Annotated in this window: 17 protein-coding genes and 1 tRNA gene; 4 read left to right on the top strand and 14 right to left on the bottom strand. The window is 72.0% G+C overall.

Features of this window, described 5'->3' with window-relative positions; all coding sequences use genetic code 11:
* Window position 1: 1 nt before the first annotated feature.
* Together F1C12_RS00160 and F1C12_RS00155 are read right to left on the bottom strand one after the other, a co-directional pair.
* Window positions 2-373, bottom strand: a complete 372-nt coding sequence (locus tag F1C12_RS00160) for a YchJ family protein (RefSeq protein WP_185276881.1) — start codon at window positions 371-373, stop codon at window positions 2-4.
* A 207-nt stretch (window positions 374-580) separates the two neighbouring features.
* Complete coding sequence (locus F1C12_RS00155; RefSeq protein WP_185276880.1) at window positions 581-952, bottom strand: VOC family protein; 372 nt, start codon at window positions 950-952, stop codon at window positions 581-583.
* A gap of 221 nt (window positions 953-1,173) precedes the next feature.
* Between F1C12_RS00155 and F1C12_RS00150 the strand changes: the two genes are divergently transcribed.
* Together F1C12_RS00150 and F1C12_RS00145 are read left to right on the top strand one after the other, a co-directional pair.
* Window positions 1,174-1,247, top strand: a tRNA-Leu gene (locus tag F1C12_RS00150).
* A 26-nt stretch (window positions 1,248-1,273) separates the two neighbouring features.
* Window positions 1,274-1,864 (top strand): IMPACT family protein, encoded by a 591-nt coding sequence (locus F1C12_RS00145; RefSeq protein ID WP_185276879.1) that lies wholly within the window; start codon window positions 1,274-1,276, stop codon window positions 1,862-1,864.
* Window positions 1,865-1,921: 57 nt separating this feature from the next.
* Here F1C12_RS00145 and F1C12_RS00140 read toward each other — a convergent pair whose 3' ends face one another.
* The 6 genes from F1C12_RS00140 to eno all read right to left on the bottom strand — a co-directional run bounded on the left by F1C12_RS00140 (window position 1,922) and on the right by eno (window position 7,469).
* Window positions 1,922-3,322, bottom strand: a complete 1,401-nt coding sequence (locus F1C12_RS00140; protein WP_185276878.1) for an NAD(P)/FAD-dependent oxidoreductase — start codon at window positions 3,320-3,322, stop codon at window positions 1,922-1,924.
* 39 nt (window positions 3,323-3,361) lie between these two features.
* Entirely contained in the window at window positions 3,362-4,660 is a 1,299-nt protein-coding gene (locus F1C12_RS00135; protein ID WP_374939543.1) for a S8 family serine peptidase, read from the bottom strand.
* On the bottom strand, window positions 4,639-5,151 hold the full coding sequence (locus F1C12_RS00130) for a DUF501 domain-containing protein (RefSeq protein ID WP_185276877.1): 513 nt from the start codon (window positions 5,149-5,151) through the stop codon (window positions 4,639-4,641). Before F1C12_RS00130 ends, F1C12_RS00135 begins: the two co-directional genes overlap by 22 nt.
* A gap of 16 nt (window positions 5,152-5,167) precedes the next feature.
* Window positions 5,168-5,689, bottom strand: coding sequence for an FtsB family cell division protein (locus F1C12_RS00125; RefSeq protein WP_185276876.1), 522 nt, complete (start codon window positions 5,687-5,689; stop codon window positions 5,168-5,170).
* Between the two features lie 132 nt (window positions 5,690-5,821).
* Complete coding sequence (locus tag F1C12_RS00120; protein WP_185276875.1) at window positions 5,822-6,079, bottom strand: hypothetical protein; 258 nt, start codon at window positions 6,077-6,079, stop codon at window positions 5,822-5,824.
* A 109-nt stretch (window positions 6,080-6,188) separates the two neighbouring features.
* On the bottom strand, window positions 6,189-7,469 hold the full coding sequence (gene eno / locus F1C12_RS00115; protein ID WP_185276874.1) for a phosphopyruvate hydratase: 1,281 nt from the start codon (window positions 7,467-7,469) through the stop codon (window positions 6,189-6,191).
* Window positions 7,470-7,742: 273 nt separating this feature from the next.
* On the opposite strand from eno, the gene F1C12_RS00110 reads away from it, so the two are divergent.
* A complete protein-coding gene (locus tag F1C12_RS00110) occupies window positions 7,743-9,104 on the top strand; it encodes a hypothetical protein (protein ID WP_185276873.1) in 1,362 nt (453 codons plus the stop codon).
* Here the strand turns inward: F1C12_RS00110 and hisS are convergent.
* The 6 genes from hisS to F1C12_RS00080 all read right to left on the bottom strand — a co-directional run bounded on the left by hisS (window position 9,088) and on the right by F1C12_RS00080 (window position 15,480).
* Window positions 9,088-10,380: a histidine--tRNA ligase gene (gene hisS / locus F1C12_RS00105; RefSeq protein WP_185276872.1), complete on the bottom strand. Its 1,293-nt coding sequence runs from the start codon at window positions 10,378-10,380 to the stop codon at window positions 9,088-9,090. The two genes, F1C12_RS00110 and hisS, sit on opposite strands and share 17 nt — an antisense overlap.
* Before the next feature lie 321 nt (window positions 10,381-10,701).
* A complete protein-coding gene (locus F1C12_RS00100) occupies window positions 10,702-11,499 on the bottom strand; it encodes an ABC transporter ATP-binding protein (RefSeq protein ID WP_185276871.1) in 798 nt (265 codons plus the stop codon).
* 64 nt (window positions 11,500-11,563) lie between these two features.
* Window positions 11,564-12,625, bottom strand: a complete 1,062-nt coding sequence (locus tag F1C12_RS00095) for a FecCD family ABC transporter permease (protein ID WP_258046057.1) — start codon at window positions 12,623-12,625, stop codon at window positions 11,564-11,566.
* Window positions 12,622-13,683 carry a FecCD family ABC transporter permease gene (locus tag F1C12_RS00090; protein WP_185276870.1) on the bottom strand — a complete coding sequence of 354 codons (1,062 nt, stop codon included), beginning with the start codon at window positions 13,681-13,683 and terminating at the stop codon, window positions 12,622-12,624. Before F1C12_RS00090 ends, F1C12_RS00095 begins: the two co-directional genes overlap by 4 nt.
* A gap of 7 nt (window positions 13,684-13,690) precedes the next feature.
* The gene (locus F1C12_RS00085; protein WP_185276869.1) at window positions 13,691-14,746 is read right to left on the bottom strand and encodes an iron-siderophore ABC transporter substrate-binding protein; all 1,056 of its coding nucleotides are present in this window, start codon (window positions 14,744-14,746) and stop codon (window positions 13,691-13,693) included.
* 74 nt (window positions 14,747-14,820) lie between these two features.
* Entirely contained in the window at window positions 14,821-15,480 is a 660-nt protein-coding gene (locus F1C12_RS00080) for a MazG family protein (RefSeq protein WP_185276868.1), read from the bottom strand.
* 142 nt (window positions 15,481-15,622) lie between these two features.
* Between F1C12_RS00080 and F1C12_RS00075 the strand changes: the two genes are divergently transcribed.
* A complete protein-coding gene (locus F1C12_RS00075) occupies window positions 15,623-16,813 on the top strand; it encodes a Na+/H+ antiporter NhaA (RefSeq protein ID WP_185276867.1) in 1,191 nt (396 codons plus the stop codon).
* Window positions 16,814-16,839: the final 26 nt, after the last annotated feature.

Genomic DNA, 16,839 nt, shown 5'->3' with positions numbered 1-16,839 from the left:
CTCAGACCGCCGCTACGTAGAACCAGTCGCCGCCCTCCCGGACGAACCGGGACACCTCGTGGAGGCTGCCGCGCTCGGCGCCTTTGTAGAACGCCGTGAACGCCACCACGCCCTCCCGGTCGAAGGGGCCGCCGCGCTCGGTGGACTCGACGTCCAGCCGGTACCAGCGCAGCCCGTCGTCGAGATCGAGCTCGTCCGGTCGGGTGGACGGGTGCCAGCTGCGGAGCAGGTAGGCGGCGTCGCCGAGGGCGAACGCGCTGAACCGCGACCGCATCAGCCGCTCGGCCGTGGGGGCCGGAGCTCCGGCGTGCAGTGGACCGCAGCAGTTCGCGTAGGTCTCGCCGCTCCCGCAGGGGCATCGTGTGTCGGTCACCCGGCCGAGCCTAGCCGACGTGCCGCGGACAGAAAGGACCCGGCCGGAGCCTTGCGTCGGGGGATCTCGGGCTCCAGCCGGGTCGGAGGACACCTCACCAGAAAGGGTGTCGGCATCTAGTCTGCACGGCCTGGGTGGGTGGACCCTTTGGGCGTCCTGAAGGTGTTCTCAGCGGTCGCGCTCTCACGCACCCTCAGGGTTCTGCGCTCACGCCGGGGGCGCGGCGGCCTCCCCCGCGGCGACGACGCAGAACCGGTTGCCGTCCGGGTCCGCCAGCACCAGATAGTCGGCGCCGGGCTCGTACTCCCACTCGACGTCCGTCGCCCCGAGGCCCCGCAACCGGGCCGCCTCGGCCTCCTGATCGTCGGCGTACAGGTCGAGATGGTGCCGCGGTGACGGGTTCGCCGCACTGCCGACGAGCTTGAGCGCCAGCTGCGGCCCCCTCCCTTCGACCGGGACGAGGATGGCCCAGTCGACATCCGGCTCCCGCGACGGCCGGTAGTTCAGCGCGGACGTCCAGAACCCGACGGCACGCGGCAGGTCGCGCACCCCCCACACGACGGAACCGATCCGGATCATGCACCCACCTTCCGCCCCGGCGATGCTCCCGACAAGAGGCGGGGGGCTCGCACACCGTATATTGTTGGACGCATGGCTGGCGTGCTCATCGGACTCATCTGGACTGTCGTGATCGTCGGCGGCGCGCTCGCGTTAGCCGCGATCGTGCAGATGGTGAAGTCCCCCTACCGCGACCGCTGACCTCGCCGCACCGCGGACGGCTCGCCCCAATAACCCCATCGGCCCCCATAGCCCAATTGGCAGAGGCAGGCGACTTAAAATCGCCCGAGTGTGGGTTCGAGTCCCACTGGGGGCACCTGTGATCCATCGCCGGGCGCACTCGTGACACACACCCTCGCCGCCCCTGCCACCGCCGAGGTGGAGGTGCGCCACAGCCGGTTCCTCGCGCTGGTCGCCCCTGTGGCCGACCGCGAGGAGGCCCTCGCCGTCGTCGCGCGGCTCCGCGCCGAGCATCCTGCGGCCGCGCACGTCTGCTGGGCGCTGCTCGCGGGCGGCCATTCCGGCATGTCCGACGACGGCGAGCCGTCCGGGACGGCGGGCCGTCCGATCCTGGAGGTGCTGCGCCACCACGACCTCGACGGCGTGCTCGGCGCCGTGGTCCGCTACTTCGGCGGCGTCAAGCTCGGCGCCGGCGGACTGGTGCGCGCGTACACGGACGCGATCGCGGCGGCCGTCGCCGGCGCCGAGAAGGTCGAGCGCGTCCGCGAGACCGAGCTGCGGGTGGAGGCCGACTACGCCGACGCCGAGCGGGTGCGGCGGTGGGCGGAGGGCGAGGGCTACGCCGAGCCGGAGGCGGAGTACGGGGAGTCCGTGCTGCTGACGCTCCGGGTGCCCGAGGCGGCGCGGGAGGCGGCGGTCGCCGCGATCGCCGACCTCAGCAACGGGCGCGTGCGCTTCGCGACACCCGAGTGACGCAGAAGGCCCGGCCCCTTTTCACAGGGACCGGGCCTTCACGCGCGGGTGCGGCGACTACTTCGCCGCGACCTCCGCAGGCTCCTTGGCCTTCGGCGCAGCCTTCTTGGGGGCCTCCGCCGGGGCGGCCTCGACGGCCGGCTTCGGGCGGGTAGCGAACTCCTCGAACGCGGCGCGCGGGGCCTGGAGGGCCTCCAGCGACACGATGTCGCGGCCGAGCCAGAAGTTGTTCCACCAGCCCCACAGCACGCGCCACTTGCGCTCCCAGCTCGGCATCGCCAGGCCGTGGTAGCCGCGGTGCGCGAACCAGCCGAGGACGCCCTTGATGGCGATCTTGCCGGACTGCAGCACGCCGATGCCGAGGCCGAGGCCCGCGACCGCGCCGAGGCTCTTGTGGTAGTACTGGCGCGGCAGCTCGCCGCGCAGGTCCGCGATGATGTTCTTCGCGAGCAGCTTGCCCTGGCGGACGGCGTGCTGGGCGTTCGGCACGCAGTAGCCGCCGACGCCGGCGCCGGTCAGGTCGGGGACGGCCGAGACGTCGCCGGCGCCCCAGGCGCCCTCGATGATCTCCTCGTCGGTGCCCACGCGCAGGTCGGCGCGAACGCGCAGACGGCCGCGCTCCTCGATCGGGAGGTCGGTGTGACGGACCACGGTCGGGTTGGCCATGACGCCGGCCGTCCAGACGATGAGGTCGGTCTCGAAGCTCTCGCCCGTGGACAGCTCGATGCGGCCGTCGACGGCGCTGGTGAGCTGCGTCTCCAGGTGGATCTCCGCGCCGCGCTCGGCGAGGTTCTTGATCACCCAGTGGCTGGTCGGGAGGGAGACCTCCGGCATGATCCGGCCCATGGCCTCGATCAGATGGAAGTGCGTGTCCTCGAACGACAGCTCCGGGTACTTCTTGAGCAGCGCGCTCGCGAAGGACCGCAGCTCGGCGAAGATCTCGATGCCCGCGAAGCCGCCGCCGACGACGGTGACGGTCAGGAGGCGGTCGCGCTCGGGGCCGGCCGGGAGGGTCGACGCCTTGTCGAAGTTGGTGAGCATCCGGTCGCGGATGTACACCGCCTCCTCGATCGTCTTGAGGCCGACGGCCTGGTCGGCGACGCCCGGGATCGGGAACGTGCGCGACACGGCGCCGGCGGTGACCACGACGATGTCGTACTCGAACTCGTACGGCTCGCCCGCGGCCGGCGCGATGGTCGCCGTCTTGTTCGCGTGGTCGATGTAGGTGACCTTGCCGCTCACGATGTTCGTGCTCTTGAGGTGACGGCGGTGCGCGACGACCGCGTGACGCGGCTCGATGGAGCCGACGGCCACCTCCGGGAGGAACGGCTGGTACGTCATGTACGGCAGCGGGTCGACCATGGTGACCTCGGCCTCGCCCGAGCGGAGCTGCTTCTCGAGCTTCCACGCGGTGTAGAAACCGGCGTATCCTCCGCCGACGATCAGGATTTTGGGCACAGTAATGCGTCTCCTCAACACGAAAGTATGGGTGTTAACTTACCCCCTGCGGCCCGCTCGCCTGAAATGCTGCAACGCGCCCACCCCGCCGAGGGCGAGGAGTGCGACGAAACCGGAGATCAGAGCGAACGGCAGCCAGAGGGTGGTGAGGACGCTCCATTGCGGCCAGAAGAACGATCCCCATGTTACAGGCCGTTCCGGGCTGAGCTTCGCGGGCGCCGGCGCCGCCTGTGCGTCCGGGGCCTGCGGAACCGCCGTGGAGGGCGTCTCGGCCCGGCGGTGGATGTGGATCCACTGGGTCAGGTCGCCCATCGGGTTCGCGGTGACGTGCGGCACGGTGGCGGTCACCGCCGCCGCCGCGTCGAGCAGCCCGTACCCGTAGACCGGGCTCGGCACGGCCGCAACCCCCGCTGGTTTGCGGGCGGTGCGGATGATGCGGTTGATGACGTCCGGCGCCGTCAGCTCGGGATGCGCGGCCCGCACGAGAGCCACCGCCCCCGCCACCAGCGGCGCCGCCCCGCTGGTGCCCGCCCACTGCACGTAGCCTCCGCCGGGGTTCGCGCCGACCAGCTCCTCGCTCGGCGCGGACACCCCGATGGTGATGCCCTGCGACGACGCGTCGAAGGAGGCCTGCCCGGCCCGGTCGACGCCCGCGACGGTGAGGACGCCCGGGATGGTCGCCGGCGCCCCGACCTCGGTCGTCCCGCTCCCCCGGTTGCCGGCCGCCGCGACCACGACCACGTCGTGCGAGAACGCGTACTGGAAGGCGTCGTCCCAGCTGGGCGGCCAGTCGAGCGTGTTGCGGGTGAGAGAGATGTTGATGACGGAGGCGCCGCTGTCCACGGCCCAGCGCATCGCCTTGGCGATCTGGTCGTCGTTGTCGATGCTCCCCGTCGACTTCCCGAGCGCCACCGACGCGCTGAGGATGCTCGCCTGCGGAGCCGCGCCGAGTACCCCCGAATCCGGGCCGGTGCCGCGCCCGGCGAGCAGGGAGGCCACCCAGGTGCCGTGGTTGGCCGCGTCGCCGTCGCCCAGCGGCTTCTGGCCGTTCGCCGCGCCGACGCCGGACACGTCCGTCCCGCCGGTCACCGCGCCGGCCAGGTCGGGGACCGTCCCGTCGACGCCGGTGTCGATCACCGCGACCTTCACTCCTGCGCCTTTGGTCGTCTGCCAGGCCTGGGCGAAGCCGTACTCGGTGAGCCAGTACTCCAGGTCGCGCACCTGGTCGGCGTGCGCGACGGTCGCGGGCGCGATGCCCACGACGAGGGCGGCGGCGAGCGTCATCGCGCCCGCGGCCAGGGTACGGCCCAGCCGATTCAGCCGGCCTGGATGCGGCACTCGCACACCTCGGGCGACCACCCGCCCCGCGCGAGCGCCAGGTCGCCGATCGGGTTCACGCCGGGGCCGGCGGCGAGCGCGTGCGCGGCGAGCGCGTGCAGGCACTTGACGCGGGTCGGCATCCCGCCCGCGGAGACCCCGGCGAGCTCGGGCACGACGCCGACCGACTCGCGGTCGGCGAGGTACTGCTCGTGCGCGGCCCGGTACTGCGCGCGCATGTCCTCGTCCTCCGCCAGGAGGTCGTTGTACTCGTTCATCACCTGGGTGGCCTCCAGCTGCGACATCGCGGCGGTGGCGGCGGGGTGGGACAGGTAGTAGAAGGTCGGGAACGGCGTGCCGTCGTCCAGCCGCGGGGCCGTGGAGACGACCGTCGGCCGGCCGCACACGCAGCGCGCGGCGATGCCGACGACGTTGCGCGCCGGGCGGCCGAGCTGTTCGCTGACGGCGGCGATGTCCGCGTCGGTGACGGGTTCGAACGGGGGTCTGGTCATGGCGTGCCTTGGCTGTCTACTTGCTCGGTGCGGGGGTCGGGGTCGGGCTGGGCGCCGGCGTGCTGCCGAGCTGCGCCGGGGTCGCGTCGGTCAGCCCTGCGCCCATCAGCGAGCCGAACAGGGAGCCGACCCAGTCGGTGCGGGTCTTCTGGAGCTTGGAGCTCACCGGGGTGGTGTCGCCCTTCGCGGCGGGCGGCCGGTCGTCGATGACGAGGTAGCTGGTCTCCCCCGGCATCACGTAGTACAGCCGGTCCCTGGCCTGGGCGCGGATGTAGCTCGGGTCGTTCCAGCGGGCGCGCTGCTCCTTCAGCGCGTCCACCTGCGCCGAGAGCTCCTGGACGGCCTTCTGCTGGTCTGCGATCTGCTGCCGCTGTGCGAGGAAGCCCTGCAGCGACGGCGCCAGGATGACGACGGCGAGCACGACCGCTCCCATCATCACGAGCGAGAAGGCGGAGAAGTGGAGGCCGCGCAGCCAGCGCCCGGTGGCCGACGGCTGCTCGAAGGAGGCGGCGACGCGCTGCGTGCGCGGCTTCGGCATGGCCCCTCCTGCGGTTCTCGGCGGCGGTCCTCGGCGGACGTGGAGGACCGGCGTCCCCGCTGTCAATCGTAGGCGATGCGCCCTGAGCGGCGGCCGCGCGGGCGGGGTGTCGCCGGGTGAGGCGGCGAGCGCTCAGCGCACGGTCAGCATGACGACGAGCCGGACAGCCCCGACGGCGAGGAGCCCGAGGCCGCCGAGGGTGAAGACGAGCCCGATCGCGCGGGCGTCGCGCGGTCGGAACCGCTCCCGCGCATCCCGGTCGGCGAACAGCGCCGCCGCGCGCTCCGGCCGCCGCAGCAGGTAGGCGCCGAACACGACGAAGAGCGCGGCGAGCAGCAGGAACACCCCGAGCGGGACGAGCTCGGCCGGCAGACCCGCGGCAGTGCGCATGGGGCGATTCTCGCAGACCACCGGGAGAACGATCGAGGGGCACGTTGTCGCCCTCATTCGCTAGGAATAAGGGCGTTTACGTGCCCCTCGACGGGTTGAGCGGGTCCGCTCAGCCCTGGAAGCGCGGGAACGCGCTGCGGCCGGCGTACACCGCCGCGTCGCCCAGCTCCTCCTCGATGCGGAGCAGCTGGTTGTACTTGGCGACGCGCTCGGAGCGGGCCGGGGCGCCGGTCTTGATCTGGCCGGCGTCGGTGGCGACGGCGAGGTCGGCGATCGTGGTGTCCTCGGTCTCGCCGGAGCGGTGCGAGAGCACGGCGGTCATGCCGCTGCGCTGGGCCAGCGACACCGCGTCGAGCGTCTCGGTCAGGGTGCCGATCTGGTTGACCTTGACGAGGATGCTGTTCGCGGCCTTGGCCGTGATGCCCTGTGCGAGACGCTTCGGGTTGGTGACGAACAGGTCGTCGCCGACGAGCTGCAGCTTCGAGCCGATCTCGGCGTTCAGGTGGGCCCAGCCCTCCCAGTCGTCCTCGGCCAGCGGGTCCTCGATCGAGACCAGCGGGTAGTTGGCGGCGAGCTCGGCGTAGTAGGCGCTCATCTGGGCGGCCGTGCGGTCCTGGCCCTCGAAGCGGTAGACGCCGTTCTCGAAGAACTCGGTGGAGGCCACGTCGAGGCCGAGCGCGATCTGCGAGCCGACGGCGTAGCCGGCCTTCTCGATGGCCTCGGAGATGAGGTCGAGCGCGGCGCGGTTGTGCTCCAGCTCCGGGGCGAAGCCGCCCTCGTCGCCGAGGCCGGTGTTGAGGCCCTTCGACTTCAGCAGCGCCTTGAGCGAGTGGTAGGTCTCCACGCCCCAGCGCAGACCCTCGGAGAAGGTCTCGGCGCCGATCGGCAGGATCATGAACTCCTGGATGTCGACGCCGGTGTCGGCGTGCGCGCCGCCGTTGATGATGTTCATCATCGGGACCGGGAGGACGTGCGCGTTCGGGCCGCCGACGTACCGGAACAGCGGGAGGTCGGCCGAGTCGGCCGCGGCCTTGGCGACCGCGAGGCTGACGCCGAGGATGGCGTTGGCGCCCAGGCGCTTCTTGTTGTCGGTGCCGTCGAGCTCGATCATGGCCTCGTCCACCAGGCGCTGGTCGCTGGCCTCGAAGCCCTCGATCGCCGGGCCGATCTCGTCGAGCACTGCGTCGACGGCCTTCTCGACGCCCTTGCCCAGGTAGCGGTCCTTGTCGCCGTCGCGAAGCTCGTAGGCCTCGAAGGCGCCGGTGGACGCACCGGACGGGACGGCGGCACGGCTGACCGTGCCGTCCTCGAGGAGCACCTCGACCTCGACGGTCGGGTTGCCGCGGGAGTCGAGAATCTCGCGGGCGCCTACAGCTTCGATCTGAGCCACAACAGTCTCCTTGGTGGTTTTCGTGGGTGTGAGGTCAGTCTAGTGAGATCGCGTCGGCGACCGAACCGGGCTGGCGCGATGCTTGCGGTGAATGGCGCGGCCTAGCACGGAGCCGCCTGCCCCGCATCGGCGGCCGGGATGACCCGGCCCGTCCGGCGACCGGAGACGAAAGCAACCCGGAGACGGATTCGCTCCGGCGGCCCCTCGACCGAGGATAGAAATGCGATATTTGTACGCATTTCCGTGATCCGACCTCGCTCAAGGAGTCATTCAGTGAAGAATCCCGCCAGCCCGCCCCGCCCGGCCGTCCGCGCTGTGAGCAGGCCCTCGCGCCGCGCCGTCGCCGCGACCGCCGCCTGGTCCCTGCCGGCCGTCGCCCTCACCGTCGCGTCGCCGGCCTACGCCGCCAGCCAGTCCCCCGTCCTCCACATCGCGGGCCTGCCGCCGACGGTCACGTCCGGCTCCTCGGTGACGGGAGCCGAGGTGGTCGCGCACGGCAACGAGAGGGAGACCATCACGGTGGAACTGTCGGCCGGCTTCGCGTGGGCCGACGGGACCGCGTCGCCCGGCCGCGCCATCGGGATCGGGCCGGGCGTCCACACGATCCCGCCCTTCACCGCGACGACCGGCGTGCCGGGCACGCCGACCGGGGTGCGTGCGGAGAGCGCCGGCGTCCGCGCCTGGGCGCCGATCGAGATCGGCGCGGGGCTCTACGAGCTGACGGTGCTGGGCGCGATCGGCATCATCTGCCGCGGGCCGGACGAGTTCCGCGCGGACCTCGCCGTCATCGTCCCGCGCGGGGTCCGGCCCGCGAGGATGGAGTACCGGTTCTTCGTGACCGCGGCGACCGAGGGGATCAACATGCCCCTGCGCCTGGTGTCCGACGACATCCGCCGCTCCATCGACGAGAACTACGCGATCGTCCACGTCCAGGACCTGGGAGACGGTCTGGAGCGCCTGTATCTGAGCTGCCGCGGCGACGCGCACACCGAGAACGTCGCCTCCGCGATGTACGGCTGGCCGATCCGCGCGACCTGGCCGGACGGGACGCAGTCCGTCGCCGAGTTCCCGGTCCTCCAGCAGCAGACCGGCAGTGACGGACGCCCCGTGGCCATCAACGCCTGGGACCGGACGACGTGGCTCCTGCCCGGCTACGACTCCACGCTCTCGTCGCAGGCGGCCTGGGGGAACGTCGTGACCGCCGACACGACAGGAACGCTCGACGGCAACCACTTCCACGTCGACGCCCTCGCCTCGGGACGGACGGCCGCGGAGGGCAACGACGAGACGGCCGCGCTGTTCTACCAGTTCCGGCACGTCGACGGCACGCCCGCGTCCGTCACTCCGACGCCGCGACACGTCGTCATCCCCAGCCATTCCGCCGCGCTCAGCGTGCAGGGTCTGCTCCTCGGGGCTCCGGAGCAGCTGGGGCGCGCCTTCACCCTCGACAAGCCGGGCTACTGGAGGCTGCTGATCTGGCCGCAGTCGAGCAACTCGAGGGCCGATCTCGACGTCAGCCCGGACGGCGTCGCCTGGGACCCCGCGACCGACCAGGGACACCAGGTCGGGTCGGTGTTCTGGAAGCTGCCGGCGACGGCCGTGCGGGAGGCGGAACCGGCTATGCCAGCGGCTTGAACTCTAGCGCGGCGGCGTCCGCGGTCTCCGGGCCGACGAACGCGAACGACCGGTACCCGGCTGCCGCCGCGCGGTCCAGCACGGCCTTGAGGTTCTTCGCCCGCCGGTCGAGCCGGACGCGGCGGCCGGAGGCCACCAGCTCGGACTTGATCGCCATCAGCCGGTCGAGCGGGACGCTCGGGTCGTGCACCAGCACCACGGTGTCCGCTGCCGAGTCCTCCGGCGTCTCGATAAGGTCGACGACGCGCTCGAACCCGATCGAGAACCCGCAGGCCGGCACGTCGGTGCCGAGGAAGCGCCCGATCATCCCGTCGTAGCGGCCGCCGCCGCCGACCGAGCTGCCGGATCCCGGGTGCGCGATCTCGAAGATCGTTCCGGTGTAGTAGCCCATGCCGCGCACCAGGGTGGGGTCGAACCGCAGCGCGACGCCCTCCGGGAGGGTGTCGAGCGCGTGCGCGAGCGCTTCCAGGTCGGCGATGGTGTCGGTGTCCATGCCCGCGGGGAGGATCTGCGAGATCGCCTCGACGGTCAGCTCGACGCCGCCGTCGGCGAGGTGCGGCTCCAGCCCGGCGAGGATGCCGCCGAGCACGGCCGCGGAGTCCGCGCCGCCCTCGCTCAGCTCGGCGACGACGCCCTCGGCGCCGATCTTGTCGAGCTTGTCGATCGAGATGAGCACCTGCGGCCAGCGCGACTCGGCGAACCCGCAGTACTCGAGCAGGCCGTTCAGGATGCGGCGGTCGTTGATCCGGATGGTGCAGCCGGCCAGGCCCAGGGCCTCCAGCGCTGCGGCGGTCGCGGTGATCAGCTCGACCTCTGCGAGCTGCGAGCCCTCGCCGATGATGTCGATGTCGCACTGCACGAACTGGCGGTAGCGGCCCTTCTGCGGGCGCTCGGCCCGCCAGACCGGCGCGATCTGGATGCTGCGGAAGACGGGAGGCAGCTCGCCGCGGTGGGTGGCGTAGAAGCGGGCCAGCGGCACCGTGAGGTCGAAGCGCAGGCCGAGGTCGCAGAGCGCGAGGGTGTCCCCCGACTCGATCGCGGCCCGCAGGTCGTCGCCGCCGAGGCCGCGCTTGAGCACGCTGAAGGCGAGCTTCTCGTTGTCGCCGCCGAGGCCCGAGTGCAGGCGGGCCACGTCCTCCACCACCGGGGTCTCGATCTCGTCGAAGCCGTGGGAGGCGAAGCTCCGGCGGATCACGCCCAGCGCATGCTCACGGCGGGCCTTCTCGGCGGGGAGGAAGTCGCGCATGCCGCGGGGCGGGGTGATCGGGGAAGCCATGCGACGATTCTTCCAGATGGCGGGGCTTCCGATGGAGGCCTCCCGATGCCGCCCGGGGGGATCGCGGGCGCGACGTGCGGAGAACTAGACTGCTGCCGTTGCCACCCTGATGTCGCGCCGACCCCGCGCGATGCGGTGGTGTCCCAGTGAGGACCTGGCATGAGCCGTAGTCGTCCGACCACGTCGGCTGCGTTGCCAGACACACGACAACGCGTCCGCCCGGGACCGGGATGAATGCGCCGCCGGCCGGCGCCCGTCAGACCCGATCGGCGGTCCGGGTCCCCCCGGCGGGCGCGCTGCCGGCCCCTGCTCACTGCTGACTCAGAGCGTGTGGTGCCTCCCCAGCGGCACCACCAGCGGCGTCCCCGCCACCGGGTCCGGCGCGATGACCGACTCCACCCCGAACACGTCGCGCACGAGCTCAGCGGTCACGACCTCCGCCGGGTCGCCAGCCGCCACGATCTCCCCCGCCCGCATCGCCACCAGGTGGTCGGCGTAGCGCGCCGCGAGGTTGAGGTCGTGCAGCACCATGACGACCGTGGTTCCCCGCGCCGCGTTCAGGTCGAGCAGCAGGTCGAGCACGTCGAGCTGGTGGCTGATGTCGAGGAAGGTCGTCGGCTCGTCCAGCAGCAGGATGCCGGTCTGCTGCGCGAGCGCCATCGCGATCCAGACGCGCTGGCGCTGGCCGCCGGACAGCTCGTCGATCGCGCGGTCGGCCAGCTCGGCGACGCCGGTCGCGGCCATCGCCTCCTGCACGGCGGCGTCGTCCTCGGCGGTCCAGCGCCGGAACCAGCCCTGGTGCGGGTACCGGCCGCGCGAGACGAGGTCGGCGACGGTGATCCCGTCGGGCGCGGTGGGCGTCTGCGGCAGCAGGCCCAGCCGGGTCGCGACCTCCTTGGTCGGCAGCGAGCGGATGTCGGCGCCGTCGAGCAGCACGCTGCCGGAGGCCGGGGCGAGCAGCCGGGACAGCCCGCGCAGCAGGGTGGACTTGCCGCAGGCGTTCGGCCCGACGATCGCGGTGACACGCCCGGGCGGGATGTCGAGGTCGAGGCCGTCGACGACGACCCGGCCCTCGTAGGCGAGGGTGAGGTCGCGCGCGGCGAGCGTGCTGTCGGTCATGCGAGCATCCACTTTCTCAGCCTTCATGGTTCTCAGCCTTCATGGTTCTCAGCCTCCATGGTTCTCAGCCTCCACGGCCGACGCGGTTGGTCCTGGTGAGCTGCCAGAGCAGGTAGGGCGCTCCGACGATCCCGGTCACGACGCCGACCGGGAAGACGACGCCCGGCACGGCGAACTGCGCGACGACGTCGGACAGCACGAGCACGAGCGCTCCGACGAGAGCCGCGGGGACGAGCGCGAGCGAGCCGCGCCCGACCAGCCGGCGCGCGACCGGCGCCGCGAGCAGCGCCACGAACGCGATCGGACCGGCGACGGACACCGCGACTGCCGCGAGCGCCACCCCGACGCCGACGCTCAGGATGCGCGTGCGCTCGGGCCGCACACCGATCCCGGCCGCGAGGTCGTCGCCGAGCCCGAGGGCGGCGAGCGGCCGGCCGACCAGCAGCGCGGCCGGGATGAGTACGACGGCGGAGACCGCGAGCACCACCAGCGACGTCGGGTCGACGCTGTTCAGGCTGCCGGTGATCCACACCAGGGCCTGCTGCACGTCGCTGAGGTCGGCGCGGGTGAGCACATACGAGACAAGTCCCGCGCAGATCGCGGCGAAGCCGATCCCGACCAGGACGAAGCGGTAGCCGCTCACGCCGTTGCGCCAGGCGAGCAGGTAGATCAGCACGGCCGCGACCAGGGTGCCCGCGAGGACGATGCCGGAGAGCGCGAGGCCGCTGATCCCGAACCAGACCAGGGCGATGGCGCCGGTCGCGCTCGCGCTGGTGGTGATGCCGATGATGTCGGGGCTCGCGAGCGGGTTGCGCGCGACCGACTGGAAGAGCGCGCCGGACAGACCGAGGCACGCACCGACCAGCACGGCGGCGAGCAGGCGCGGCAGGCGGAGGTCCAGGATGACGAACGACGTGAGCCGGTCGGCGCGGCCGACGAGGGCGGCGAGCACGTCGGAGGGCGCGACGCCGGCATCCCCGAGCGTCAGGGACACGGCCGACACCAGCGCGACGAGCACGGCGAGCACGATCGACACCCGCAGGGCGCGCGCGTGCCGTCGGCGCCGGTCGACGGCGACGCTCGACACAGCCGGGGAGGCCGCACCCGCGGCGGTCTGCGCGCTCACAGCCCGACCAGCTTCCTGCGCCGCACGAGCGCGATGAACAGCGGCGCCCCGACGAACGCCATGACGATGCCGACCTGCAGCTCCCCGGGAGGGGCGACGACGCGGCCGATCACGTCGCACGCGATCAGCAGGGCGGGCGCGATCACGGCGGAGAAGGCGAGGATGCGGCGGTAGTCCGCGCCGACGACCCAGCGGGCGACGTGCGGGACGACGAGCCCGACGAACGCGATCGGGCCGACGGCGGCCGTCGCCGACCCGCACAGCAGCACGATCGCGACGGCCGACAGCACGCGCGCGAGGCCGACCCGCTGGCCGAGGCCGCGCGCGACGTCGTCGCCCAGCGCGAGGCCGTTGAGCAGCCTCCCGAGAGCCAGGGCCAGGATCGCGCCGACGGCGAGCGTCGGCAGCACCTGCCAGAGCACGCCGAAGCCGCGCCCGGCGAGCGAGCCCACCTGCCAGAACCGCATCTGGTCGAGGGACACCCGGCTGGTGAGCATGACCGCCGTGATGAGCGAGCCGAGCGCGGCCGAGACCGCGGCGCCGGCGAGCGCCAGCTTGACCGGGGTCGCTCCCTCCCGGCCCACCGCGGAGACCGCGTAGACGATCCCGGCGGCGAGCGCCGCGCCCGCGAAGGCGAACCAGACGTAGCCGGAGACCGCCGTGACGCCGAGGAACGCGATCGCCACCACGACGGCCAGCGACGCGCCGAAGTTCACCCCGAGGATCCCGGGGTCGGCGAGCGGATTGCGCGACAGCCCCTGCATCACGGTTCCGGCGAGCCCCAGCGCCAGCCCGGCGGCGAGACCGAGCAGCGTGCGCGGGAGACGGCTGCCGACGACCACGAGGGAGTCCGGGTCGCTCGCCGAGTAGTGCGTCAGCGCGTGCAGGACGTCGGCCGGCGCGATCGTGCGCGCGCCGACCATCAGGCTGAGCACGCACACCGCCAGGAGGACGACGACCGCGATCAGGAACCCCAGCAGGGTGCGCCGGCGCCGCCGGACGTGCGCGGGGAGCTCCCGGGCACGCCCGGCGGGCGCGGAGACGGCACCGGTGGGCATCGGCGGGTTACTTGACCTTCTCGGCCGCGGCGGCCAGCTGCGGCACGTAGCGGTCGAGCATCCACGGGATGCTGAGCACGCTGGGCGCGCTGGTGGCGGCGACGAACGACTCGCCGACGATCGGCGCGAAGCGGCCCTCCTTGACGGTGGGCATCGCGGCGACGAGCGGGTCGGCGGTGAAGGCGTCCACGGAGGACTGCTTGTCGAAGTACATGACCAGGAGGTCGGTGTCGATCTTGGACAGGTTCTCGTAGCTGAGCTGGTAGAAGAAGCTGCCGTCGCCCTTCGAGGAGTCGAGCGCGGCGATGCTCGGCGAGTTCTTCATCCCGAGGTCGTTCAGCAGCTGGACGCGCGGGTCCTCCGCCCGGTAGACGTTGAGCACGCCCGGCTGGTTGGCGGCGGCGTAGAAGAACGTCTTGTTCTTGATCACCGGGTACTTGTCGGAGAGCGCCGAGACGGAGGACTCGGTCTTCTTCACGAGCGCGTCGGCCTGGGAGGTCATCCCGAGCGCCTTGCCGACGATGGCCGTCTGGTCGCGCCAGCTGGTCGCCCACGGCTTGTCCGGGTAGGCGACGACGGGCGCGATCTTGCTGAGCGTGTCGAACTCGGTCTGGGTGAGGCCGGAGTACGGGGCGAGGATGACGTCCGGCTTGGCCTTCACGAACTGCTCGAACGGCACCTCGCCGGAGTCGGCGTCCAGGAGCTGCGGGGTGCTGCCCTTCAGCTTCGTGATCTGGTCGGCGTCCCACGGGAGGATGCCCTTCGCGTCGCCGCCGTACGTGAACTTCGGCATCGCGACCGGGACGATCCCGAGCGCCAGCACGATGTCCTGCGCGCCCCAGCCCCAGGTCGCGACGCGCTTCGGCGCGGAGTCGATGGTGGTCTTACCCAGCGCACTGTCGATCGTCACCGGGAAGCTGCCCTTCGCGGCCGAGGACGAGGATTCGTCGGCCTGTCCGCCGGCGGAACAGCCGGTGAGGAGGAGGGCGGCCGCGGAGGCGACGGCGGCGAACGACAACACGAAACGCGTCCGGCGGCTGCCGGGGCGTGCGGAAACAGGCATGACTCTCCTCGCGAGGGTGCCCGGGGGCACAAAGGTGGGAAGCGTGCCGACATGGCACGTTAGGTAAGCCTAACCTAAACCGTAGCTTCCTGCTCGCGGATCTCCCCCTGCAGCTCGCGCAGCGTCGACCGCAGCGCGCGCTCGGCGTCCAATCCCTGCGCTTTCGCCGACGCGACGATGGCCAGCAGCAGCGGCCCCAGCTCGTCCTCGCTCTCGACCTGCACTCCGCCCGACTCGCTGAGGTCGATCAGCCCGACCTTCTCGGCCCGGCCGAGCAGTTTGTCGGCGAGGGCGAGGGAGGGCATGGCCTGGGGGATGCCGTCCAGCACGCTGGTGCGGCCCGGCTTCTCGGCCTTCTTCAGGTCGTCCCAGAACCCGACCACGTCGTCCGCGGTCTCCGCGGTGCGGTCGCCGCCGAAGACGTGCGGGTGCCGGCCGACCATCTTGCGGGTCATCTGCTCGGCGACGTCCTGGATGTCGAAGTCCTCGCCGGGGGTGTGCGCGGCGATGTCGGCGTGGAACAGCACCTGGTAGAGCACGTCGCCGAGCTCCTCCAGCATCTCGTCGCGGTTGCCCGTCTCGATGGCCTCGATCAGCTCGTAGGTCTCCTCGACGAGGTACTGCACCAGCGACTCGTGCGTCTGGGCGGCGTCCCACGGACAGCCGCCCGGGGCGCGCAAACGCGCCATCACGGCGACGAGCTCGTCGAGTCTGGTGGGCGCCGCGTCGGTCATGGGATGCTCCTCCCGTCGGGGACAGCTTCATCCTCTCACCGCGATCGGTAGACTGGATCCCGGTGTGCCGGGAAGTCTGGTCGGCGAAGTCGTTCCCCCGTATTCGACCCCGTTCCGCGCGTCGGCGCGAGATTGGCCACCGATGAGCATCATCCGCTCCGAGCGCACCGCCGCCGGGCTCCTACTGGGCGCCGCCGCCCTCGGCCTCCTGCTGGCGAACACCGCCGTCGGCCCCGCGCTGCTCGATCTCCAGCATGCGCACCTCGGCGGCGAGCTCGTGGATCTCAGCGTCGGGCACTGGATCAGCGACGGGCTGCTCGCGGTGTTCTTCTTCATCGTGGCGGTCGAGCTGAAGCACGAGCTGGTCGCCGGCGAGCTGAACTCGTTCGCGAAGGCCATCCATCCGGCGATCGCGGCCGCGTGCGGCGTCGCGGTGCCGGCGCTGATCTACCTCGCGGTGACGGCGGGCTCCGGCCTGTCGGACGGCTGGCCGATCCCGACCGCGACCGACATCGCCTTCGCGCTCGGCGTGCTGGCGGTGTTCGGGCGCGGGCTGCCGAACCGGCTGCGGGTGTTCCTGCTGGCGCTGGCGGTGCTGGACGATCTGGTCGCCATCCTGATCATCGCCGTGTTCTTCACGACAGAGCCGAACCTTCTGGAGCTGGGCGCCGCCGCGGTGGCCGTCGTCGCGTTCGGCCTGCTCAGCCGGCTGCTGCGCGGGAGGCTGCGCTGGCCGATCGGGGTGCTGATGGCGCTGCTCGCCGTGCTGACCTGGTGGCTGGTCTACGACTCCGGGGTGCACGCCACGATCGCGGGCGTCGCGCTCGGGCTGGTCATGGCGCGCGCGCCGGGCCGCCGCACCGCGCACGCGCTGGAGCCGTGGTCGAACGGACTGATCCTGCCGCTGTTCGCGTTCTCCGCAGCGCTCGTCGTCATCCCCTCGGTCTCCCCCGCCGAGCTGTCGCCGGCGTTCTGGGGCATCCTCGTCGCTCTCCCGGTCGGCAAGCTCGTCGGGATCACGCTCGGCGGCTGGCTCGGCGCGTTCACCCGCCCGAAGCCCGAGCGCTCTCGCATCTCCGTGCTGAGCCTCGTGACGATCGGGGCGTTGGGCGGCATCGGCTTCACCGTCTCACTGCTGATGAACGAGCTGGCCTTCGCGGGCTCGGCCACCGTGCGGGCGGAAGGAACGCTCGCGGTGCTCCTGGGTTCGGCGGTGTCCATCGTGCTCGCCGGCGTGCTCGTGACAACGCTCGCGCGGCGCAACCGGAGGCTGCACGCGCGACCGATTCGTGTCGAATCGCGCGAAAGCGCTCCCCGTTCCCACGATTCGTGACGAATCGCCCCTGCGGCGATTCGCGA

It is taken from the genome of Leifsonia shinshuensis (assembly GCF_014217625.1).
Taxonomy (GTDB): Bacteria; Actinomycetota; Actinomycetes; order Actinomycetales; family Microbacteriaceae; genus Leifsonia; species Leifsonia shinshuensis_A.
Note: the sequence above shows the minus strand (reverse complement) of the source record. Positions and strands in the feature narration are given on the sequence as shown.